Consider the following 16,322-nt stretch of genomic DNA (forward strand, 5'->3'; position numbering starts at 1 on the left):
TTTCCTCTTTCTTCTATTCACCAGAGAATGATGTTACTTTCAGACAACAGTACGTTCATTCCAGCTATCTGTAGCTCCTTCTTTTCAGCGTATTATATCAGAAGAAAGAAGCAGATCGACAAACCGAATTTCTGGGCTTCATCAATTTCAGACATATTCACGCAAAGGAGCATTGATATGACCACAACCGCCACCCCTGTATCTCAGCAGAGACGCTATGATCCTTATCCTGTCAGAGTACAGGACTATGTGACGTTTCGTGAGCAGGGCTTTCTGATTGTTAAAGGGCTTGTGCCCCTGGATGATGTGCGCGAGATGAATGAGCACATGGATAGCATTCTAGCGGGCAAAGAGCACTTTCCAGGAGTAACACCACCTCCGGCAGAGTGGGACGCCGATAAGAAGATCGCCCATTATCTTCGTGTCCATATGCTACACAGAACACTGGAGATTCATGAACGCTTCTTACTCCATCCTCGCGTGTTAGACGTGCTAGAAGCCCTGATTGGCCCGGATGTGCTGGCACTGCAATCGATGCTCTTCTTTAAAAACCCGGGGCAGCCTGGGCAAGGGTACCATCAGGATTCTTATTATATCCCAACTCTACCCGATACCTTATGTGGAGCCTGGCTGGCATTAGATCGTGTCGATGAAGAGAATGGCTGTTTATGGATGACCGTTGGTTCACAACATGAGCCAGTCTATCCCGATTCGGATGGTATCAGCGAAAATGGGCAAGAGAATCTGAGCGATATCGAACCAATCTATAATGCAAGCCATACCGATGAAAAGAATAATGGTCTGACCCGCGTGGCGCATAAGTATCCTGGGAAAGAGGTCAAGGCAGAGGTTGAGCCTGGGGACGTCGTTTTCTTTGGCGGGCATATTCTGCATCGCTCTCATCGCAATATGAGCAAAGATCGCACACGTCGCGCCTTTGTTGGTCATTACTGCAATGCTCACTCACTGGTCCCCTGGAACCATGGTCAGCCCTATGAGGGTGAAGCAGGTAATTATCTCCATATCCTGGCTCGTGGTGAGACACATCTCCCCTACGCTCAACCACTCTTTGGAACACCCTGCGCTGCCAATCGCCCCCCAGCACCCCGTGTCAAGCGCGAGAAAACCATGTCCATGATGGGTGACGAACAGGATCTGATGGTTCTTACCCCCCATGGAGATCCAGCAAACGAGCGCGATTAAAGAATCCTGGAAGCTTTTCCTGCCAGACAGGTGGGGCTGATCATCCGGATGATAGCCCACCTGTCTGATGCAAATAAGCCTTTAAACAGGCAATCGTATCTCAAAGGTGCTCCCCTGGCCCACAACCGAATGCACCTGGATAGCTCCACCATGTGCCTGTACAATCAGTTGCGCAATGGAAAGCCCCAGGCCATTGCCAGAAACAGTCTGCTTCTGATTATGCGTTCGCGATTGATCCACCCGATAAAAACGTTCAAAGAGATGTAGCAGATGCTCTGCGGCAATGCCTGGCCCATTGTCGGTAATGCGCAAAACTGCCCAATCTTGCTCTGCATACCGCTGTCGCGTTACGGTAATTGTGACGTTATCCCCGATTCCAGCGCTATATTTGAGGGCATTCTCAATAATATTTGTACATAATTGTTGCAGATAGAGATAGTCACCATGGATGGACAGCTCTGGTAATGAGAGTATCTGAATAGCAATACCCGTCTGCTCAGCCAGCGGTGCGAGACGTTCAATGGTATCACACAGAACGTCACTGAGATCTAATTGTTCCTGTTGGAAACGACTCTGGCCCGTATCTGCACGCGCGAGAAGCAACAGATCATTCACAAGATGGCTCATATGACGATTTTCTTGCAGAATTACCGTCATCGTTCTCTGATACTGTTCAGGAGACATGTCATGCTGGAGGGCGCGGGTAGCTTCCAGATCGATAATGGAGAGAGGTGTGCGAAGTTCATGGCTGGCATCAGCTGTAAATTGGCGCTGCCGATCAAAAGCTTCTTCCAACCGTTGCAACATATGATCAAACGTGTCAGCTAACTCTCCCAATTCGCCGCGCTGCCGTAGCTTTAAACGTCGGTGCAGATCCGTCTCGCCAATCTGTTGGGCTGTTCTGGTAATAACCTGTACTGGCTTCATGGCACGATCTGCCAACCAGTATCCTCCCAGGCTCGACAGGAGCAGGACCAGTGGCGTCGTAATCTCTAAGATAAGCAGAAGACTGTGCAGCTCTGCCTCAATAGTAGAAGGAGTGCCAACAAGCAATATTGCCGATACATGCTGCTGATTGTCGACGATAAGTGCTTGCGAGGTTTCATAGAATTGATTCTTCAAGGTAGATAGCGAGAGCTCTGCATTGCGCACATGCAGAGTCAGTGGAGGCGAACCCAACGTGATCCAGGTGCTATTCTTCCAGTCTCCCCGCACAGAGACATCTGGTAGTGCGACTGCCGTAAGTGCTTTGATATCTTGAGAGGTAAACACAATACTGGATTGGAGAATCTGACCCTCTGGATTCATAAGCACGACAAATTCATCGTTCCTTATCAGTTTACGTATGGGTTGATCGGCCTCTCCTTTTGTACTCTCTGTTGGCGCCATCTTAGCATCTGAGCCCTGGATACTTACCTGAACATCGGTAAGGGGAATCTGATGCTTCTGTGCATCATATGTTACTGCCACCTGAGTGAGACGTGTCCTCAAATAGGAATCAAGCGTGGTAGAGAGATTGACGCTTTCAGTCGTATAGATAATGCTGCTAAAAGTCACCAGAATGAGTGCTAATAAGGCAACATACCAGAGCGTCAGGCGTAATCGCATACTGTGCCAGAAGCGACGCAGGCCCTGCACGCCTTCCGTCCGTACTTTGCGAATACCTTGTATCACGCAAAAGAGAAGAATTGTACAGGCCATAATCAGGCCAGCCGGAGCATAAAAGCTTACATTGGTTGGATGGGTCCCAATCATAAAGAAACAGAAGAGCAGCCCTGCCCCACTGAAGAGCAGATAGCTCCTGAAAATGATCCTTTTCATTTTTTTGCCTCCATCATCTGTAAAGGCAAGCGAAGCCGATAGCCAGCACCATAAATAGTTTCAAGCAGTTTCACCGGAAATGGATCATCCAGCTTTCGCCGGAGGCGGCGTACATAGACATCCACCACATTTGAGGCACTGATAAAATCATAGCTCCAGATATGATTTTCAATTGATTCTCTTGTTAAAACCTGATGAGGATGGCGAATAAAGTATTCGAGCAGTGCAAATTCTTTGGCGTTCAACTTAATGGGCAGCCCCTCTCGTTCAACAGTATGGGTAGCCGGATTAACAATGAGATCGCCATGACACAAAAGGCCGCTTTTCTGAGGGGTTGTTCGGCGCATTAAAGCACGTAAACGTGCCAGAAGTTCGTGTAAAGCAAAAGGCTTCACCAGATAATCGTCTGCACCACTGTCCAGGCCACGAACGCGATCTTCAATCGCATCCCGGGCCGTCAACATCAGAATAGGTGTGTTGATCTCATGCCTGCGGAGCGAGTGACAGACTGCGATGCCATCCTTGCGTGGAAGCATGATATCCAGAATAATTGCATCATACGCTGTACTTTCGGCAAAGGCTTCTCCATCTTCCCCGTCAAATGTGACATCTACTGCATAGCCCTCATCCATCAGGCTCATCTTGAGTGCCTGATTTAAACGCTGATCATCCTCTACCACTAAAATACGCATACTGGACCCCCTCTCTGCTCTAACATAGCCTCTTCTTTATACCATAAAGTTCTCTGCATTTCTTCTTGCACACAAAAGAACCATAGCAAAAAATGATGACAAAAAGATGAAAACAGGTTTCATATCACTGTCATTTTTCTCTGCTATATTCTCTTCAGGAAAAGCCCCAAAGCATTTTTACTGCTACAAAGGACGGTTTTATGCAAGAACATGTGGTTATTTGCGATAACCTGATCAAGATTTACAAAGCACGTGACCTGGAAGTCGTCGCATTACAAGGACTTGATCTGGAAGTGAGGCAAGGTGAGATGATTGCGCTGGTGGGTGCTTCTGGATCGGGGAAATCAACCCTGCTAAACATTCTGGGCGGTCTGGATACGCCTACTGCTGGACGTGCCATCGTCGCTGCCCATGATCTGAGCCGGCTCAATGAGGAGCAGCGTCCCCATTATCGAAACCTGATTGTTGGCCATCTCTGGCAACAGAGTGGACGTAATCTTCTCCCTGATCTTACGATTGCCGATAATATTCAGCTCCCTCAACTCTTGAAGGGTGTACGAGCCTCGAGGTACAAACAGCATACGCAATCCCTGTTAGAGCTTGTTGGTCTGGGGACAATGGGCAAGAAAAAACCACTGCAACTTTCAGGAGGCGAACAACAACGGGCGGCTCTGGCAGTAGCGCTGGCCAATGAACCTCCATTGCTACTGGCAGACGAGCCCACCGGTGAATTAGATTCCGCCACCACTCTGGAGATACTGGCCTTTATGCGCCAGTTAAATCATGCGTTGGGCATTACTATCATTATCGTTACCCACGACGCGACAGTTGCATCACTGGTCGATCGCACGCTTGCTATTCGTGATGGACGCACCAGTACAGAAACCATTCGCCGTCAGCAGCCTTTACCCCTGGACAATCTTCATGGAGGAAGCACCACCATTGGTCTCTCCTCACAAACACATCAGGAGTCTCTGTTTGTTGATCGAACTGGTATGCTTCAACTTCCCTCTGAAGCAGCAACTTTCTTCACAGAATCAGGGCGGGCCGATGTGCATGTAGCAACAGATCATGTCGAGATCTGGCCTACAGGTCTGTTTGTTCCTTCTCCGGAAAGCGCAATTCACGGAAAAAGTGCGGTCATTGGACTTTCTCTGGCTTCTCATGCAGAGACTGCTCTGGTTGATCGTGCCGGGCGTTTGCAGTTGCCAAAAGAGGCATTGGAACAGCTGTCTTTCAATGGACGGGTCAGACTCTCTCTTGTAGAACAGCATATCGAGTTATGGCCAGTGCAGACGACGTTGGATACTCAACGAACATACTGAGAGAAAGCAGAAGAGGTATCAAAAGATGACCCAGATGACAGAGACTGCAATTGTTGAGGGATCTCAGATCACACGAACATTCCACATCGGCTCACGCTCTGTAGAGGTTCTTCATGGCATCAATCTGCACATTCAGCCTGGTGAGTTTGTGGCCCTGCGAGGACGCTCTGGTTCGGGCAAAACCACGCTCTTACATCTACTGGTGGGACTTGATGATCCCACCAGTGGAGAGATTCGTGTCGTAGGGCGCACGCTAACGCGTTTAAGCGAAGAACAGCGGGCAGACTTGCGACGCGAGCATATTGGCCTCCTGTTCCAGAATGCTCATCTCTTTCCTACCTTAACGGCTCAGGAGAATGTAGAAGTGGCCTTACGACTCCAATTGACACCTGCTACCGAACGAACACAACGGGCGCGAGAAGCACTGGAACTGGTAGAGATATCCGCACGAGCGAAGCATCGCAGTATGGAGCTCTCAGGCGGAGAACAGCAACGGGTGGCGCTGGCACGAGCACTGGTTCACAGACCTCGTCTCCTTGTTGCAGATGAACCAACTGGCAACCTGGACTCCCTCATGGCACAAAAAATTGTGACACTCTTTCGCACTATTGTCCAACAGACCGGAATTACCCTCCTCATTGCAACACATGACACAACTGTTGTCGCAGCAGCCGATCGCGTGCTTCAGATGCGCGATGGGAACCTGCTCTCCGATTGATTCGTTGATAAAAAAGGAGTTTTTCTCATGGCTGCAACACCCATTGTACTACCACATCGCCGTAGTCTCGCTCTCATCCCTGGAATCGTCAGACTCTCACTCTGGCGTTTTGCACAGACATGGCGCTTTCTCTTCATTACCTGGTCAGGTCTCCTTGCTATGGTTATCCTTGTCTGTGCGCTCCCACTTTTTTCGCGTGTAGCAATCAGCGCTGACCTCCGCTCGTTAGCGAGTACCACGCCAGACGGTCCAGACCTCCAGGTGCATGTTGGTAGTACCCATATCACAGACACACAGGTACAGGATGCTGCTCATCAGGTGGATCAGATACTGCATCAAGGAGCTATCAGCCCCTATCTCCGAGAGGCACCACAATTTTTCATTACCACATCCGCCCTGACGCTGCAAAATACGTCCAGTCAGTCACAAAATCTCTTAACTATTGTCGGGAGTGATCTGACTCAAAGCACTTCACACCTGACTATGGTACAGGGGCGATTGCCACAAAAGACAACTGACGAGAGTATCGAAGTTGCGTTACCAGAGATCACTGCGACTGCCTTCCATCTCCAGGTTGGCTCCACGCTTCAGGCGCATTTTCCTGTCCTGAGCGATACAGCTGTCTGGACAATACATGTTGTTGGGCTTATTGCGCCAGCAGCTACGACAGATACCTATTGGTCGGCTCCACGCCTCTTTGGCTCTCAATCTATCAATGGAGGCGGCCCCACAATCTATAATGCATTAGCCGATAGAGCGATCCTTCAAGCAAAAAGTAACTCGATTCAGATTGATGATGGCTCCGGTGGGGCCAGAAAAAAAGGACTGTTTGCGGATGCCTTCCATTTCATCTGGAGCTATCCTTTTGATCTCAGTCATTTAGATGCCGATATGATCACTCAGATTGCACAGCAGCTTGATCATCTCCCTACACAGTTGCAGGATACCTTTCAACAACCAGATCTGCCTTTTGCGTTCCCAACGGGCTCGCTTTTTCAACAATTGCGGTCCTATAATCAACAGATGATTGTCTTACAGATTGTAAGTACCATTCTCTTGTTGATGACCCTTGCCTTGATTCTCTTTTTAGTGAGCATTCTTTCCAATCTACTGGTTGAACGACAGACCCCAGTCATTGCCACCCTGCGTAGCCGTGGTGCAACCAGACAACATATCTTTGGCACCTTCGCAACGCAAGGGGTCATCTTAAGCCTGGCTGCTCTCTTGATTGGCCCATGGTTGTCAATCGTCCTGGTTCGTCTCATTGCTCAAGCGCTATTAACACCAGCCAATCAACAAGCGCTTCATGTCATTACAGATCAGCCTCTGCAATCCCTCCTGAACATCAAATGGTATGCGCTCTTCGCCATTATGGTTGCTCTGGGGGTGATGCTTCTTGCGATTCACAGAGCTTCCACATTGGATATTGTCCTCCTGCGTCGAGAGTCGTCCCAGACCAGGCGTGTTCCTTTCTGGCGTCGTCTCAATCTCGATCTCCTGTTGATACTCATCATTATGGTCGCATATGGTAGCTATACGTTTCTCTGGCAATCTCTTTCAACTGCGCAAGAACTGAATCCCATTGAATATAGTCTCTTACAGGGATTTGGACTGATTGCTCCGGCCTTTGTGGTAAGTGCTATCTTACTCCTCTTTCTCCGTCTGCTTCCATCTGTGCTACGAGGGATAAGAGCTTTGTGTGCCAGGCAACGGGGCGCATCAGCAACGCTGGCATTTGCACAGATGGAACGGCGCCCTCAGGCTGCAACGCGCACGATTGTTCTTCTGGCCCTGACAATTGCCTCGTCGACATTCCTCTTAACCCTGATTGCAACAAAAGAAGTACGGACGAGCAATGCAGCTGCATATGCAACCTCTTACGCTGATTATGCAGGTCAGCTTCCAGCTTCAGAGGCACATCTGCCCATTGCTGATCTGAAAGCACGGTATGCTCAGATACCTGAGATCCTTTCAGCAAACATTGGGTACACTACTTTAATCCAGCCTGGCAGTGTATTGACCTCCAATGCTGTCGGACCCATCACGATACATGCAGTTGATGCTGATACCTACGCCAGGACGGTGAACTGGCCAGCAGAGCTCTCTTCTCAATCACTCACCAGCTTGATGAGTCAGCTGGTAGCTCATCGTCAAGAAGCAACAACGCAGAATCTCGTTTATGCGCTGGTAGACGCACCCCTATGGGGACAGTTGCATCTTGCCCCTGGATCTCATTTTACATTGCCAGCAGATGATAATGGGGATACACAGATACAATTTGTGGCAGTAGCCGAGGTTCCCTATCTACCAGGCATTTATGACACGCCGTTAGCACCTTATCGAGGCATTGGCATGCTGACAGACTATACAAGCTATGCAACAGTTATTGCCAAACAAAGCCAGACAACGCTCATTCCTAACCAATTGCTCCTCAAAACGAAAAGTGATGCGGCCTCCCTGGCCCATCTACGCTCCCTTTTTCCGGGACTTCAGGATCGTCGACAACAAACGGTGACCAACCAGGAGAGTTCAGTGCATCTGGATATTATTGGTGTGCTCATTATTGCCATTGTTGCAGCTTTGCTTCTGGCTCTCGTGGGGACGCTTCTCAACTCCTGGCTGAGCGCGAGTATACGGATTACCAGCTTCTCTGTCCTGCGAGCTCTTGGAATGCGCCCCCGACAGATTGCCACGGTGCTCCTATGGGAACAAGGCTTTATCTATGCTGTCGCAATTCTGCTGGGTCTGGGTCTCAGTGCCATGTTAAGTCTGTTTGCCTCGCCAATCGTCACTTTACTGGACTTAACCAGACCAGCAACGAGAGAAAATCTCTATGATGTGCCACCAATTTCTGTGACGATCCCATGGTTCCAACTGGCTCTGCTCTTTGGAACAGTTACGATCATCTGCCTTTGTGCCTTATTCTTCATGGCCCATCTCGTTTCTCGCCCCAGACTCGGCCAGATCCTTCGTCTGAACGAAGATTAAACAGCTTCATTGTGAGGGTGTTGGTACATCAAAGATGCCCATATACCCTCACATATTTTATATAGAAAAAATTCTATTTTACCCGAAAATACTATTTTTTATGTTTAAAATGCATTTGGTTTTATAATACATAGGAATCGTTGGGCAGCTTATTTTTCTTGAAAGTGATACAAAAACATGCAACAACAAGAAGTTTCTTTGCCAGAACCCAAACCTCTTTTTGTGGTCGATCCACAGGGGAAAAAAGTGTTCCTGGATGCGCATAAAAATTCCATGTATCTAAACGTGCAGGACTATGGAGCAGTTGGTGATGGACGAGCTGATGATACAGGTCCTATTCAGAACGCTATCAATCAGGCAGCAGGAGGCGCGACAATCTTTTTTCCACCTGGTGTCTATCTGATCTCACGGACCATTGCGCTGAAAAATGGTCTGAGCTACCTGGGCTCCAATTCCACGATCAAACAGGCAAAGAATAGTAATCTCCTCGCCCTGGCAGCAGTTCAGGAATATCTCCAGAATGAGACCTTTGCCAGCCCACCAGTGCACATGACCAATCTCTGTTTTGATGGCAATAGCGCTCATAATACCCATCCACCACGACACGGTGGTCATGGGCTGGTTCTTATGTCATCCTATTCAACCATTGAGGGGTGCTGGTTCACAAATATTCCTCAGACTGCAATTGTTTTTTCTGATCGGAATAGTGTGGGAAAAATTCTTCGCAACAGCTCGATTGAGAATACGGTGGTCCGCTGCAAAATAGAGACAACGGGTCAGTATGGGATCTGGGTACGAGACGAAGATAGTGGCCGTTGCACAGATGGATATATTCGCGATTGTGTGGTCAATGGGACTGCCGACACGGCCATTTTTGTCGAACGTGGTGCTGGCTGGTTTTTGTCAGGAAATCATGTCTATGGATGTCAGTTATCGGGCATTATTGTAGACAATGCCTGGTCAACAAGCATTATTGGCAATGAGGTTGATGGGTATGGATACAATATGTCAGCTTCGGTTGGCTATTGTGCAGGGCTGAGTGTCACCTGTATTGGACCACGTGCAACTATCGTGCAGGGGAATGTTGTTTCAACTCCAGAGATGAACCCACACACAATGTACCAGCATCTTGTTATTACTGGTGGCGGGTCGACCGATACTCGTTGTGTCGTTGTTGGTAATGCTATCCTGGGCGGTTATGTTCCTCGCGGCTCCAATGGCGCTCAACAGAGCAAACAAGCAGAGCATAGTGCAGGTATTGTTGTCCAGAGCAATGCGACTCAGATCTCCAGTAAGCAACAATTCTATGCGCTGGTGGCGCTGAATCGTGTCGATGGCGTTGGCCAGACCTATTTTAATGATGCGGCCCCGACGACCATTATGGCCAGCAATGAAATGTGTGGGGATCTGCGAACCGATGGGGATTTTCATACAGGGAATCATTTTGTGACTAACGGGCAACAAGCCTCGATCTCCAATGGGAGCGCGAACGGCAAACACGCGCCTTATCCAACCATTCATGGCAATGATGTGCGTGGAATAGTAAGTTTTGGATGTGGTGACCGGGCTTCTCAAGGTGAACAGGTTCAGATTCAGTTTGCCAATCCCTACAAAAGTTCGCCAGTGGTAGTCATCTCTGCCGCGAATGCTGCCGCAGCCCAGACAGGCACGATCTGGTATGTCAGTTCAATAACCAATCATGGTTTTAGTATTGCCTCCTCCACATCTCCCTCTCCCCATGCGCAGGACAATACCACCTATAGCTTTACTTATCAGGTAATGGGATAAGATTGCAGGAGAGGTCTTCGCAGTCTTTCCCTTTCTACGCTGCCATATGATATGATGGAAGAGCTAGTTTTAGCGCACAAGGATTTCAATCACCTTGTGCGCTCTCTTATTATAATAAAAAAGTACGAAACAGTTGTTGCGTATCCTTGAAGAATCGGCTCATCGGAGATTCGGTTCGCTGGTAAAGAATAAGAAGAGGAATAGCTATGCGCTTTGGTATCTGTGCCCGTTTTCAACACGTGGCGGCACTTCAAGCATACCCTTTTGATTATCTTGAGGAGGCAGTCCAACGATTTTTGGTTCCAGAACAGCCCGAGGAAGATTTTGAAGATCTTTTACGAGAAGCCCGCAGACTTCCTGTTCCCATCGAAGCCGCCAATTCTTTACTTCCTGCTCGTTTAGCTCTGGTTGAGACTCCCACTCAGTCAATTGATCGCCCTCGTATTCAACGCTATATGCAAACAACGTTACAACGTGCTGAACAAGCTGGGATTCGTCTCCTGGTATTTGGAAGTGGAGGCGCACGACACTGCCCTCCTGATTATGCACTCAAGGATGCGGTCCAGCAGATAGGTGAACATCTTGCCACCTGGAGTGAGTGGGCAAAACAACATGGGATCGAAATTGTCCTTGAGCCTTTACAATATGCGGAGACAAATACGCTGAATACGGTGGCTGAAGGTGGTGAACTGGTCGCATCGATTGAACATTCCGGTGCTCGCTTATTAGCGGATACCTACCATATGGCAGCGAATAAGGAGGACCCGGAGAGCCTTTTTACCTGGGGAAGCCTCCTTTCTCATGTCCATGTCGCTGAGTTAGAAGATCGCGCTGCCCCGGGGCATCATGGGGATGATTTCCGCCCCTATTTCTCGGCCTTGCAGCGTGCTGGCTATGACCAGCGGATCTCTATCGAATGTAAATGGCAAGATCTTTCCCAGGAGGTGCCAACTGCAATTGCTATTCTACGAGAACACTGGGCGACCAGCACAACACTGAGCCATTAGAACCTGCTCGTTTGCTCGAACGGTCTGGCGATGCTCGCACCGTTCGAGCAATGATGCAAGGCAAGGATAGGAAAGATGGCTCTTGAAAAAAAAGAGAGAACTTCTATGCAAGAACAAGCCATACTCGAGCGTCTGCAACAGGAAGATGTGTTGGGACAATTGCGCCGAAGAGATGGGCTGATGGCTCATTTAGGCAGCGAGAATGGAGAGCTGAAATTAGACTGGGTAGAGGGTATTGCCCGGCTCTTACAGGATGATCACCTCATCGAGGACGTTGAACAGGAGGCCCATGCTCTCTGGGAACATGGGATTCGTCATCTGATCTGGGCTGGGATGGGAGGGTCGATCATCACTGTCCGTGTTCTCGTCGATCTTGGTTTTGGCTCCGGGCTCAAGCCCGAAGAGATTGCCATCTATCCCCTCGATAGTACTGATCCGGCCTCCCTCAATACGATTCTCCGCAGGATTGCCCAGGCAAAAGGACTGCCATGGCCTCTCCCAACACCTCTGGCCACCGATGATCTCCACCGTCTGTTAGATGATGTCATGATGGTAGGCGTGTCTATGGGAATGACTTCAGAAGAGCCCATTACGCATCTCCATTGGTTTACTGGTCTGCTAGAACAGGCTAAACTCCTGGCCGCAGAGCATATTTTTGTTATGACATTGCCAGGCTCTTACCTGGATCTGTTTGCGCAAGAACGGCAGGCTCCACGTCGCCCTCTTCAATTGGATCATGGCACTGGAACCGGTGGCAGAATGAGTGCACCTACCACACGCGTCTTCCTGCTGCCTGCTGCGCTCGCGCTTCATAGCCGATCATCACACCCTGGACAACTACGAGCGGTCTTACGTCAGGCCTGGCAAAATTATGATCTGGAAAGGGCTACGCACTCTCCCGAACAGCATCCATTTGTCCAGATTGCCGTTCGTCTGGCAGAGATCGGTCAGGAGGGAGCCAGTCACTTGTTCCTGCAACTTCCCGGGGAATGGAAGGCACTTGTTCCGTGGATTGAGCAGTTAATGGAAGAGAGCCTTGGGAAAGGTGGCAAAGGGATTGTGGTCTTTCCTGAACAGATGCTTCAACGGCAAGCTCCTGGTTTTACGGAAGCAGGCAGGCTCCATGTTCAGGTGACAACAGAGCCCTCCTCTCCTCTCTCTAGCTCGCCACATGTGTATACGCTTACACAACCCTATCTCGTTGGAAAACAGCCACACGAACGACTGGCTTCTCTGGCCACGAATTTCCTGGGGTGGCAGTTGACGATGGCGATCTATGGCTATCTTCACCAGATTCAATTTGCCGGTCAACCTGCGGTAGAAAATTATAAAGCTCGGGCTCGCGCCTTACGTGATCTGCCCGATCCCTTTCAGGTGCTTGCAGATTGGAAAGAGGTTTCACGTGGAGAGTATCTGACCCTCTACGTTCCTCCCTCTCTCTCGCTACAGCATACTCCTGCCCAGACATTTGCTCAGGCATTAAAACAAGTGCTTGCCACTCAGACAATTTCCTCGGGCTCTCTGGCGGGCTATCTCGATTTTACGAGCAATGGTGAACTCTCTCCAGCTTTACGAGCAATCCTCACGCGTGCTTTCGGGCAGATTGGAAACCAGTTACTTGGCATTCCAGTGAAGTTCCGTCAGGCCCCGGCAGATTATCACTCAACAGAGCAAGGCGAGATGGATGGACCACCTCAACTGGTGAGCTTACGCCTGTTGCAAAGACCTCATGAGCCACTATTGCTTGGAAGCTATTCGGATGCCTTTCTCAATGCGCAGGCTATCAGTACCTGGCAGGCCATGATTGAGCAGGGGCGAGCCTGCTTTTTATTGCTTGCTGATGGAACCGTTGAGCAGATAAAGCTGGCACTCCAACAATTCACGCAAGAGGTTATTGAGGCATTGCAACGCGATGTATAAATTCGCGCAAGAGGTTATTGAAACATTGCAACGTGATTGACAGTGGAACGAAGCGCTTCCTTTAATGATGAAGCAATGCGCTTCCACCTTAAGGACAAGGAAGGATAACAGAGGATGTCAGAACACTATCGTTTTGGAATTGTTGGTTGTGGAGTCATCGGACCAACCCATGCAGAGGCAATTGCCAGCTTGCCAGATGCACAACTGGTAGCAGTTGCCGATATTCTTCCCGAGAAAGCAGAAAAACTTGCTCAAAAATATGGAGTGAAGGCCTATCATAGCCTTCAAGAGATGCTTGAACAGGAAAATCTGGATATCGTTGATGTCTGCACGCCCAGCGGCATGCATGGAGAACATGCCTGCCAGGTTATGCGAGCAGGCCGTCATGTGATCGTTGAGAAACCCATGGAGATCCGTCAGGAGCGTCTGGCAGAGATGCTAAAAGTTCAGCAGGAGACCGGGCGTAAACTTGCAGTCATTAGCCAGCATCGCTTTGATGAAGCCACCCAGCAGATCCATCGTGCTGTTGAGGAGCACAAGTTTGGGCGTCTGGTGTTAGGCAATGCAGCTATCCCCTGGTGGCGCTCACAGACGTACTATGATAGCGGTGCCTGGCGTGGAACGTGGGAACTGGATGGCGGCGGCATCCTGATGAATCAATCGATCCACTCGATTGATCTGCTCCAATGGTTGATGGGACCGGTCAAAAGCGTGACCGCCTATACTGATACCCTGGTGCACACGATGGAGACAGAAGACGTTGCTGTGGCCATTCTTCGCTTTGCCAACGGGGCATTGGGGACCATTACAGCAACGACCGGAGCCTATCCAGGTGTGACAACAAGGATCGAGATCTTTGGTGATAAAGGTTCTGGCGTAATTGAGAATGATCGCTTGAGCTTTTTGCATAGCTATAATCCGAATGAAGAGGTAAGTTCGTATGGTGGGGTGGTGAAGCAGGAACCCGTGGCACCAGTTTCACAGACTGCGACAGCCAACGATCCGGCAGCGGTAGCAGCCTCGACCCACGCTTTACAGATTGCAGACATGATTCGTGCGATTCGTGAAAATGGCACACCTCTGGTTGATGGAGTAGCCGCTCGTCATCCCGTAGAGATTATTCTGGCCATTTATGAATCCGCACGTACACAGAAAGAGGTTCGTTTAGGATGATTCGTTTATCTGCTTTTGCTGATGAAATTTCGCCTGATCTTGATGAACAGATCGCCGTATTGAAGAGCGAAAACATTCATTATATTGACTTTCGTGCCGCCTGGAATACGAATGTGCTTGATCTGACCGATCAGCAGATTGCACAGGTGAAGAAGACCCTTGCTGCCAATGGCATTGGGGTGGCCGCCATTGGTTCGCCGATTGGAAAGGTTCCCGTTGATAGTCCTTTTGATGAACATCTGGAACGTTTTGAGCGAGCGTTGACCGTCGCAAAAACATTAGAGGCCCCCTATATCCGTATCTTCTCTTTTTATCCACCTGCACAGGCTGCTGCTGCGACTGATCCAGCTACCTATCGTGATGAGGTGCTGCGTCGTTTGCGTGAGATGACTTTGCGAGCCAGTCAGGCTGATGTCATTCTTATTCATGAGAATGAAAAAGGGATCTATGGAGATACTATTGCTCGCTGTATTGATCTTTTACAGAGTATCAACGATCCCCACTTTCTGTCGGTTCTCGACCCCGCTAATTACTTGCAGTGTGACCAGGTCCCTTATCCTGATGCCTATGATACCACTCTGCCCTGGTTAGAATACGTTCATGTGAAGGATGTCCAAGCAGATGGGGGCATGGTCGTTGCAGGTGAAGGCGAAGCACACTGGCCAGAACTGCTTGAGCAGCTTTTTGAAGATGGCTATGATGGATTTCTCTCGCTGGAACCACACCTTTTCCATGCAGGCCAATATCAGGGTTTCAGTGGCGCTGATCGGTTCCGCGAGGCCTCTCAGGCTCTTCAACGGCTGCTACGCTCTCTTGAGGTCCCAACGGCATAACTTCTCCCTGAGAGGAAATATTGCTTGATTGGTTCTGCTTTTGCTGTATACGCCGTTCATGTTGTTATTGAAGAACAGCATGAACGGCGTATACAACCCACTGTCGCTCTTACATGATTAGCATGGAGAGAAATAGCTGTTTGCTTAGTATGAAGAGGACTCCTTGAGTACCCAGGGGAGTGCTGCATAAATCTCCATCTGGAGAATAGGTTGAGGAAAATCATTGGGTACAATACTAATCTCCTGCGTAAAGGAGACTGAGAATTGCTCCGTCACAGTGAAACAAGATAGAGGCTCTGGCTGCTCTCGAATACAGGCAACCAGATGGTAAAACCCACCATAGAAGTGGATGCCAGCTTCATCCTGGTAGTAAACAAATACCTCTCCCTCTCTGACCGGATCGATCCCGAGATGCTGAAAGAAAGCGAGAAGATCCTCTGGGAAGGTTGAGGCAAGGGTGATGTAATTGCGACATCCGGTACAACGACATAAGCTGATTGGCCGAGCATCAAGATAGGCTCTTCTGGTCGCTTCTCTATCTACCTCTAGCAGCCAATCGCCCCAATCGTATCTGCTCGCCTGTCATTAACTATCCATTTCTCTGATTGTTTTCCGTTCTATTTTCTCATACGGTCCAAAAGCGTGTCAACCTCAGTGAGATTCGGCTCAGGGCTTTCCAATTCTGGGTTGGTCCTCTGACGGTCACAGAGGCCCTCGCATCGGGAAGAGCGCGAAGAAGAGGAACACTACAGCATCAGGTTATTTCTCGGGCGTGACTCTCCGCCTCCCTCCCCCTTCATGGCTTCGGACCTCTTCTGTGAGAATTGGAAAGCCCTGGATTCGGCTCCAGCCCT

General features: G+C 49.4%; 11 protein-coding genes. 9 read left to right on the top strand and 2 right to left on the bottom strand.

Annotated elements, in window-relative coordinates; translation table 11 throughout:
• The first annotated feature begins 177 nt into the window (after positions 1-177).
• Positions 178-1,203 (top strand): phytanoyl-CoA dioxygenase family protein, encoded by a 1,026-nt coding sequence (locus tag EL628_RS13660; RefSeq protein ID WP_126580490.1) that lies wholly within the window; start codon positions 178-180, stop codon positions 1,201-1,203.
• Positions 1,204-1,284: 81 nt separating this feature from the next.
• Here EL628_RS13660 and EL628_RS13665 read toward each other — a convergent pair whose 3' ends face one another.
• Together EL628_RS13665 and EL628_RS13670 are read right to left on the bottom strand one after the other, a co-directional pair.
• A complete protein-coding gene (locus EL628_RS13665; protein ID WP_126580491.1) occupies positions 1,285-3,024 on the bottom strand; it encodes a sensor histidine kinase in 1,740 nt (579 codons plus the stop codon).
• Complete coding sequence (locus EL628_RS13670; RefSeq protein ID WP_126580492.1) at positions 3,021-3,716, bottom strand: response regulator transcription factor; 696 nt, start codon at positions 3,714-3,716, stop codon at positions 3,021-3,023. The genes EL628_RS13665 and EL628_RS13670 overlap by 4 nt, the downstream gene beginning before the upstream one ends.
• Positions 3,717-3,916: 200 nt before the next feature.
• On the opposite strand from EL628_RS13670, the gene EL628_RS13675 reads away from it, so the two are divergent.
• The 8 genes from EL628_RS13675 (at position 3,917) to EL628_RS13710 (ending at position 15,468) form a co-directional block, all read left to right on the top strand.
• Positions 3,917-5,041, top strand: coding sequence for an ABC transporter ATP-binding protein (locus EL628_RS13675; RefSeq protein ID WP_245994091.1), 1,125 nt, complete (start codon positions 3,917-3,919; stop codon positions 5,039-5,041).
• Positions 5,042-5,066: 25 nt separating this feature from the next.
• Positions 5,067-5,759, top strand: a complete 693-nt coding sequence (locus EL628_RS13680) for an ABC transporter ATP-binding protein (RefSeq protein WP_126580493.1) — start codon at positions 5,067-5,069, stop codon at positions 5,757-5,759.
• Positions 5,760-5,786: 27 nt separating this feature from the next.
• Positions 5,787-8,747 (top strand): ABC transporter permease, encoded by a 2,961-nt coding sequence (locus EL628_RS13685; RefSeq protein WP_126580494.1) that lies wholly within the window; start codon positions 5,787-5,789, stop codon positions 8,745-8,747.
• Between the two features lie 177 nt (positions 8,748-8,924).
• The gene (locus tag EL628_RS13690; RefSeq protein WP_126580495.1) at positions 8,925-10,535 is read left to right on the top strand and encodes a glycosyl hydrolase family 28-related protein; all 1,611 of its coding nucleotides are present in this window, start codon (positions 8,925-8,927) and stop codon (positions 10,533-10,535) included.
• A 206-nt stretch (positions 10,536-10,741) separates the two neighbouring features.
• Positions 10,742-11,542, top strand: a complete 801-nt coding sequence (locus EL628_RS13695; protein ID WP_126580496.1) for a sugar phosphate isomerase/epimerase family protein — start codon at positions 10,742-10,744, stop codon at positions 11,540-11,542.
• Between the two features lie 105 nt (positions 11,543-11,647).
• The gene (locus tag EL628_RS13700; protein ID WP_126580497.1) at positions 11,648-13,462 is read left to right on the top strand and encodes a hypothetical protein; all 1,815 of its coding nucleotides are present in this window, start codon (positions 11,648-11,650) and stop codon (positions 13,460-13,462) included.
• A 114-nt stretch (positions 13,463-13,576) separates the two neighbouring features.
• Positions 13,577-14,635, top strand: a complete 1,059-nt coding sequence (locus EL628_RS13705) for a Gfo/Idh/MocA family protein (RefSeq protein ID WP_126580498.1) — start codon at positions 13,577-13,579, stop codon at positions 14,633-14,635.
• The gene (locus tag EL628_RS13710) at positions 14,632-15,468 is read left to right on the top strand and encodes a sugar phosphate isomerase/epimerase family protein (protein WP_126580499.1); all 837 of its coding nucleotides are present in this window, start codon (positions 14,632-14,634) and stop codon (positions 15,466-15,468) included. Before EL628_RS13705 ends, EL628_RS13710 begins: the two co-directional genes overlap by 4 nt.
• Positions 15,469-16,322 lie beyond the last annotated feature (854 nt).

It is taken from the genome of Tengunoibacter tsumagoiensis, from assembly GCF_003967535.1.
Classification (GTDB): domain Bacteria; phylum Chloroflexota; class Ktedonobacteria; order Ktedonobacterales; family Ktedonobacteraceae; genus Tengunoibacter; species Tengunoibacter tsumagoiensis.

What these genes read in the sequence shown, in the direction of transcription:
- EL628_RS13665 (WP_126580491.1), bottom strand. Translation starts at nt 3,024, where the DNA reads ATGAAAAGGATCATTTTCAGGAGCTATCTGCTCTTCAGTGGGGCAGGG.
- EL628_RS13670 (WP_126580492.1), bottom strand. Translation starts at nt 3,716, where the DNA reads ATGCGTATTTTAGTGGTAGAGGATGATCAGCGTTTAAATCAGGCACTC.
- EL628_RS13685 (WP_126580494.1), top strand. Translation starts at nt 5,787, where the DNA reads ATGGCTGCAACACCCATTGTACTACCACATCGCCGTAGTCTCGCTCTC.
- EL628_RS13680 (WP_126580493.1), top strand. Translation starts at nt 5,067, where the DNA reads ATGACCCAGATGACAGAGACTGCAATTGTTGAGGGATCTCAGATCACA.
- EL628_RS13660 (WP_126580490.1), top strand. Translation starts at nt 178, where the DNA reads ATGACCACAACCGCCACCCCTGTATCTCAGCAGAGACGCTATGATCCT.
- EL628_RS13710 (WP_126580499.1), top strand. Translation starts at nt 14,632, where the DNA reads ATGATTCGTTTATCTGCTTTTGCTGATGAAATTTCGCCTGATCTTGAT.
- EL628_RS13700 (WP_126580497.1), top strand. Translation starts at nt 11,648, where the DNA reads ATGCAAGAACAAGCCATACTCGAGCGTCTGCAACAGGAAGATGTGTTG.
- EL628_RS13675 (WP_245994091.1), top strand. Translation starts at nt 3,917, where the DNA reads ATGCAAGAACATGTGGTTATTTGCGATAACCTGATCAAGATTTACAAA.
- EL628_RS13690 (WP_126580495.1), top strand. Translation starts at nt 8,925, where the DNA reads ATGCAACAACAAGAAGTTTCTTTGCCAGAACCCAAACCTCTTTTTGTG.
- EL628_RS13695 (WP_126580496.1), top strand. Translation starts at nt 10,742, where the DNA reads ATGCGCTTTGGTATCTGTGCCCGTTTTCAACACGTGGCGGCACTTCAA.
- EL628_RS13705 (WP_126580498.1), top strand. Translation starts at nt 13,577, where the DNA reads ATGTCAGAACACTATCGTTTTGGAATTGTTGGTTGTGGAGTCATCGGA.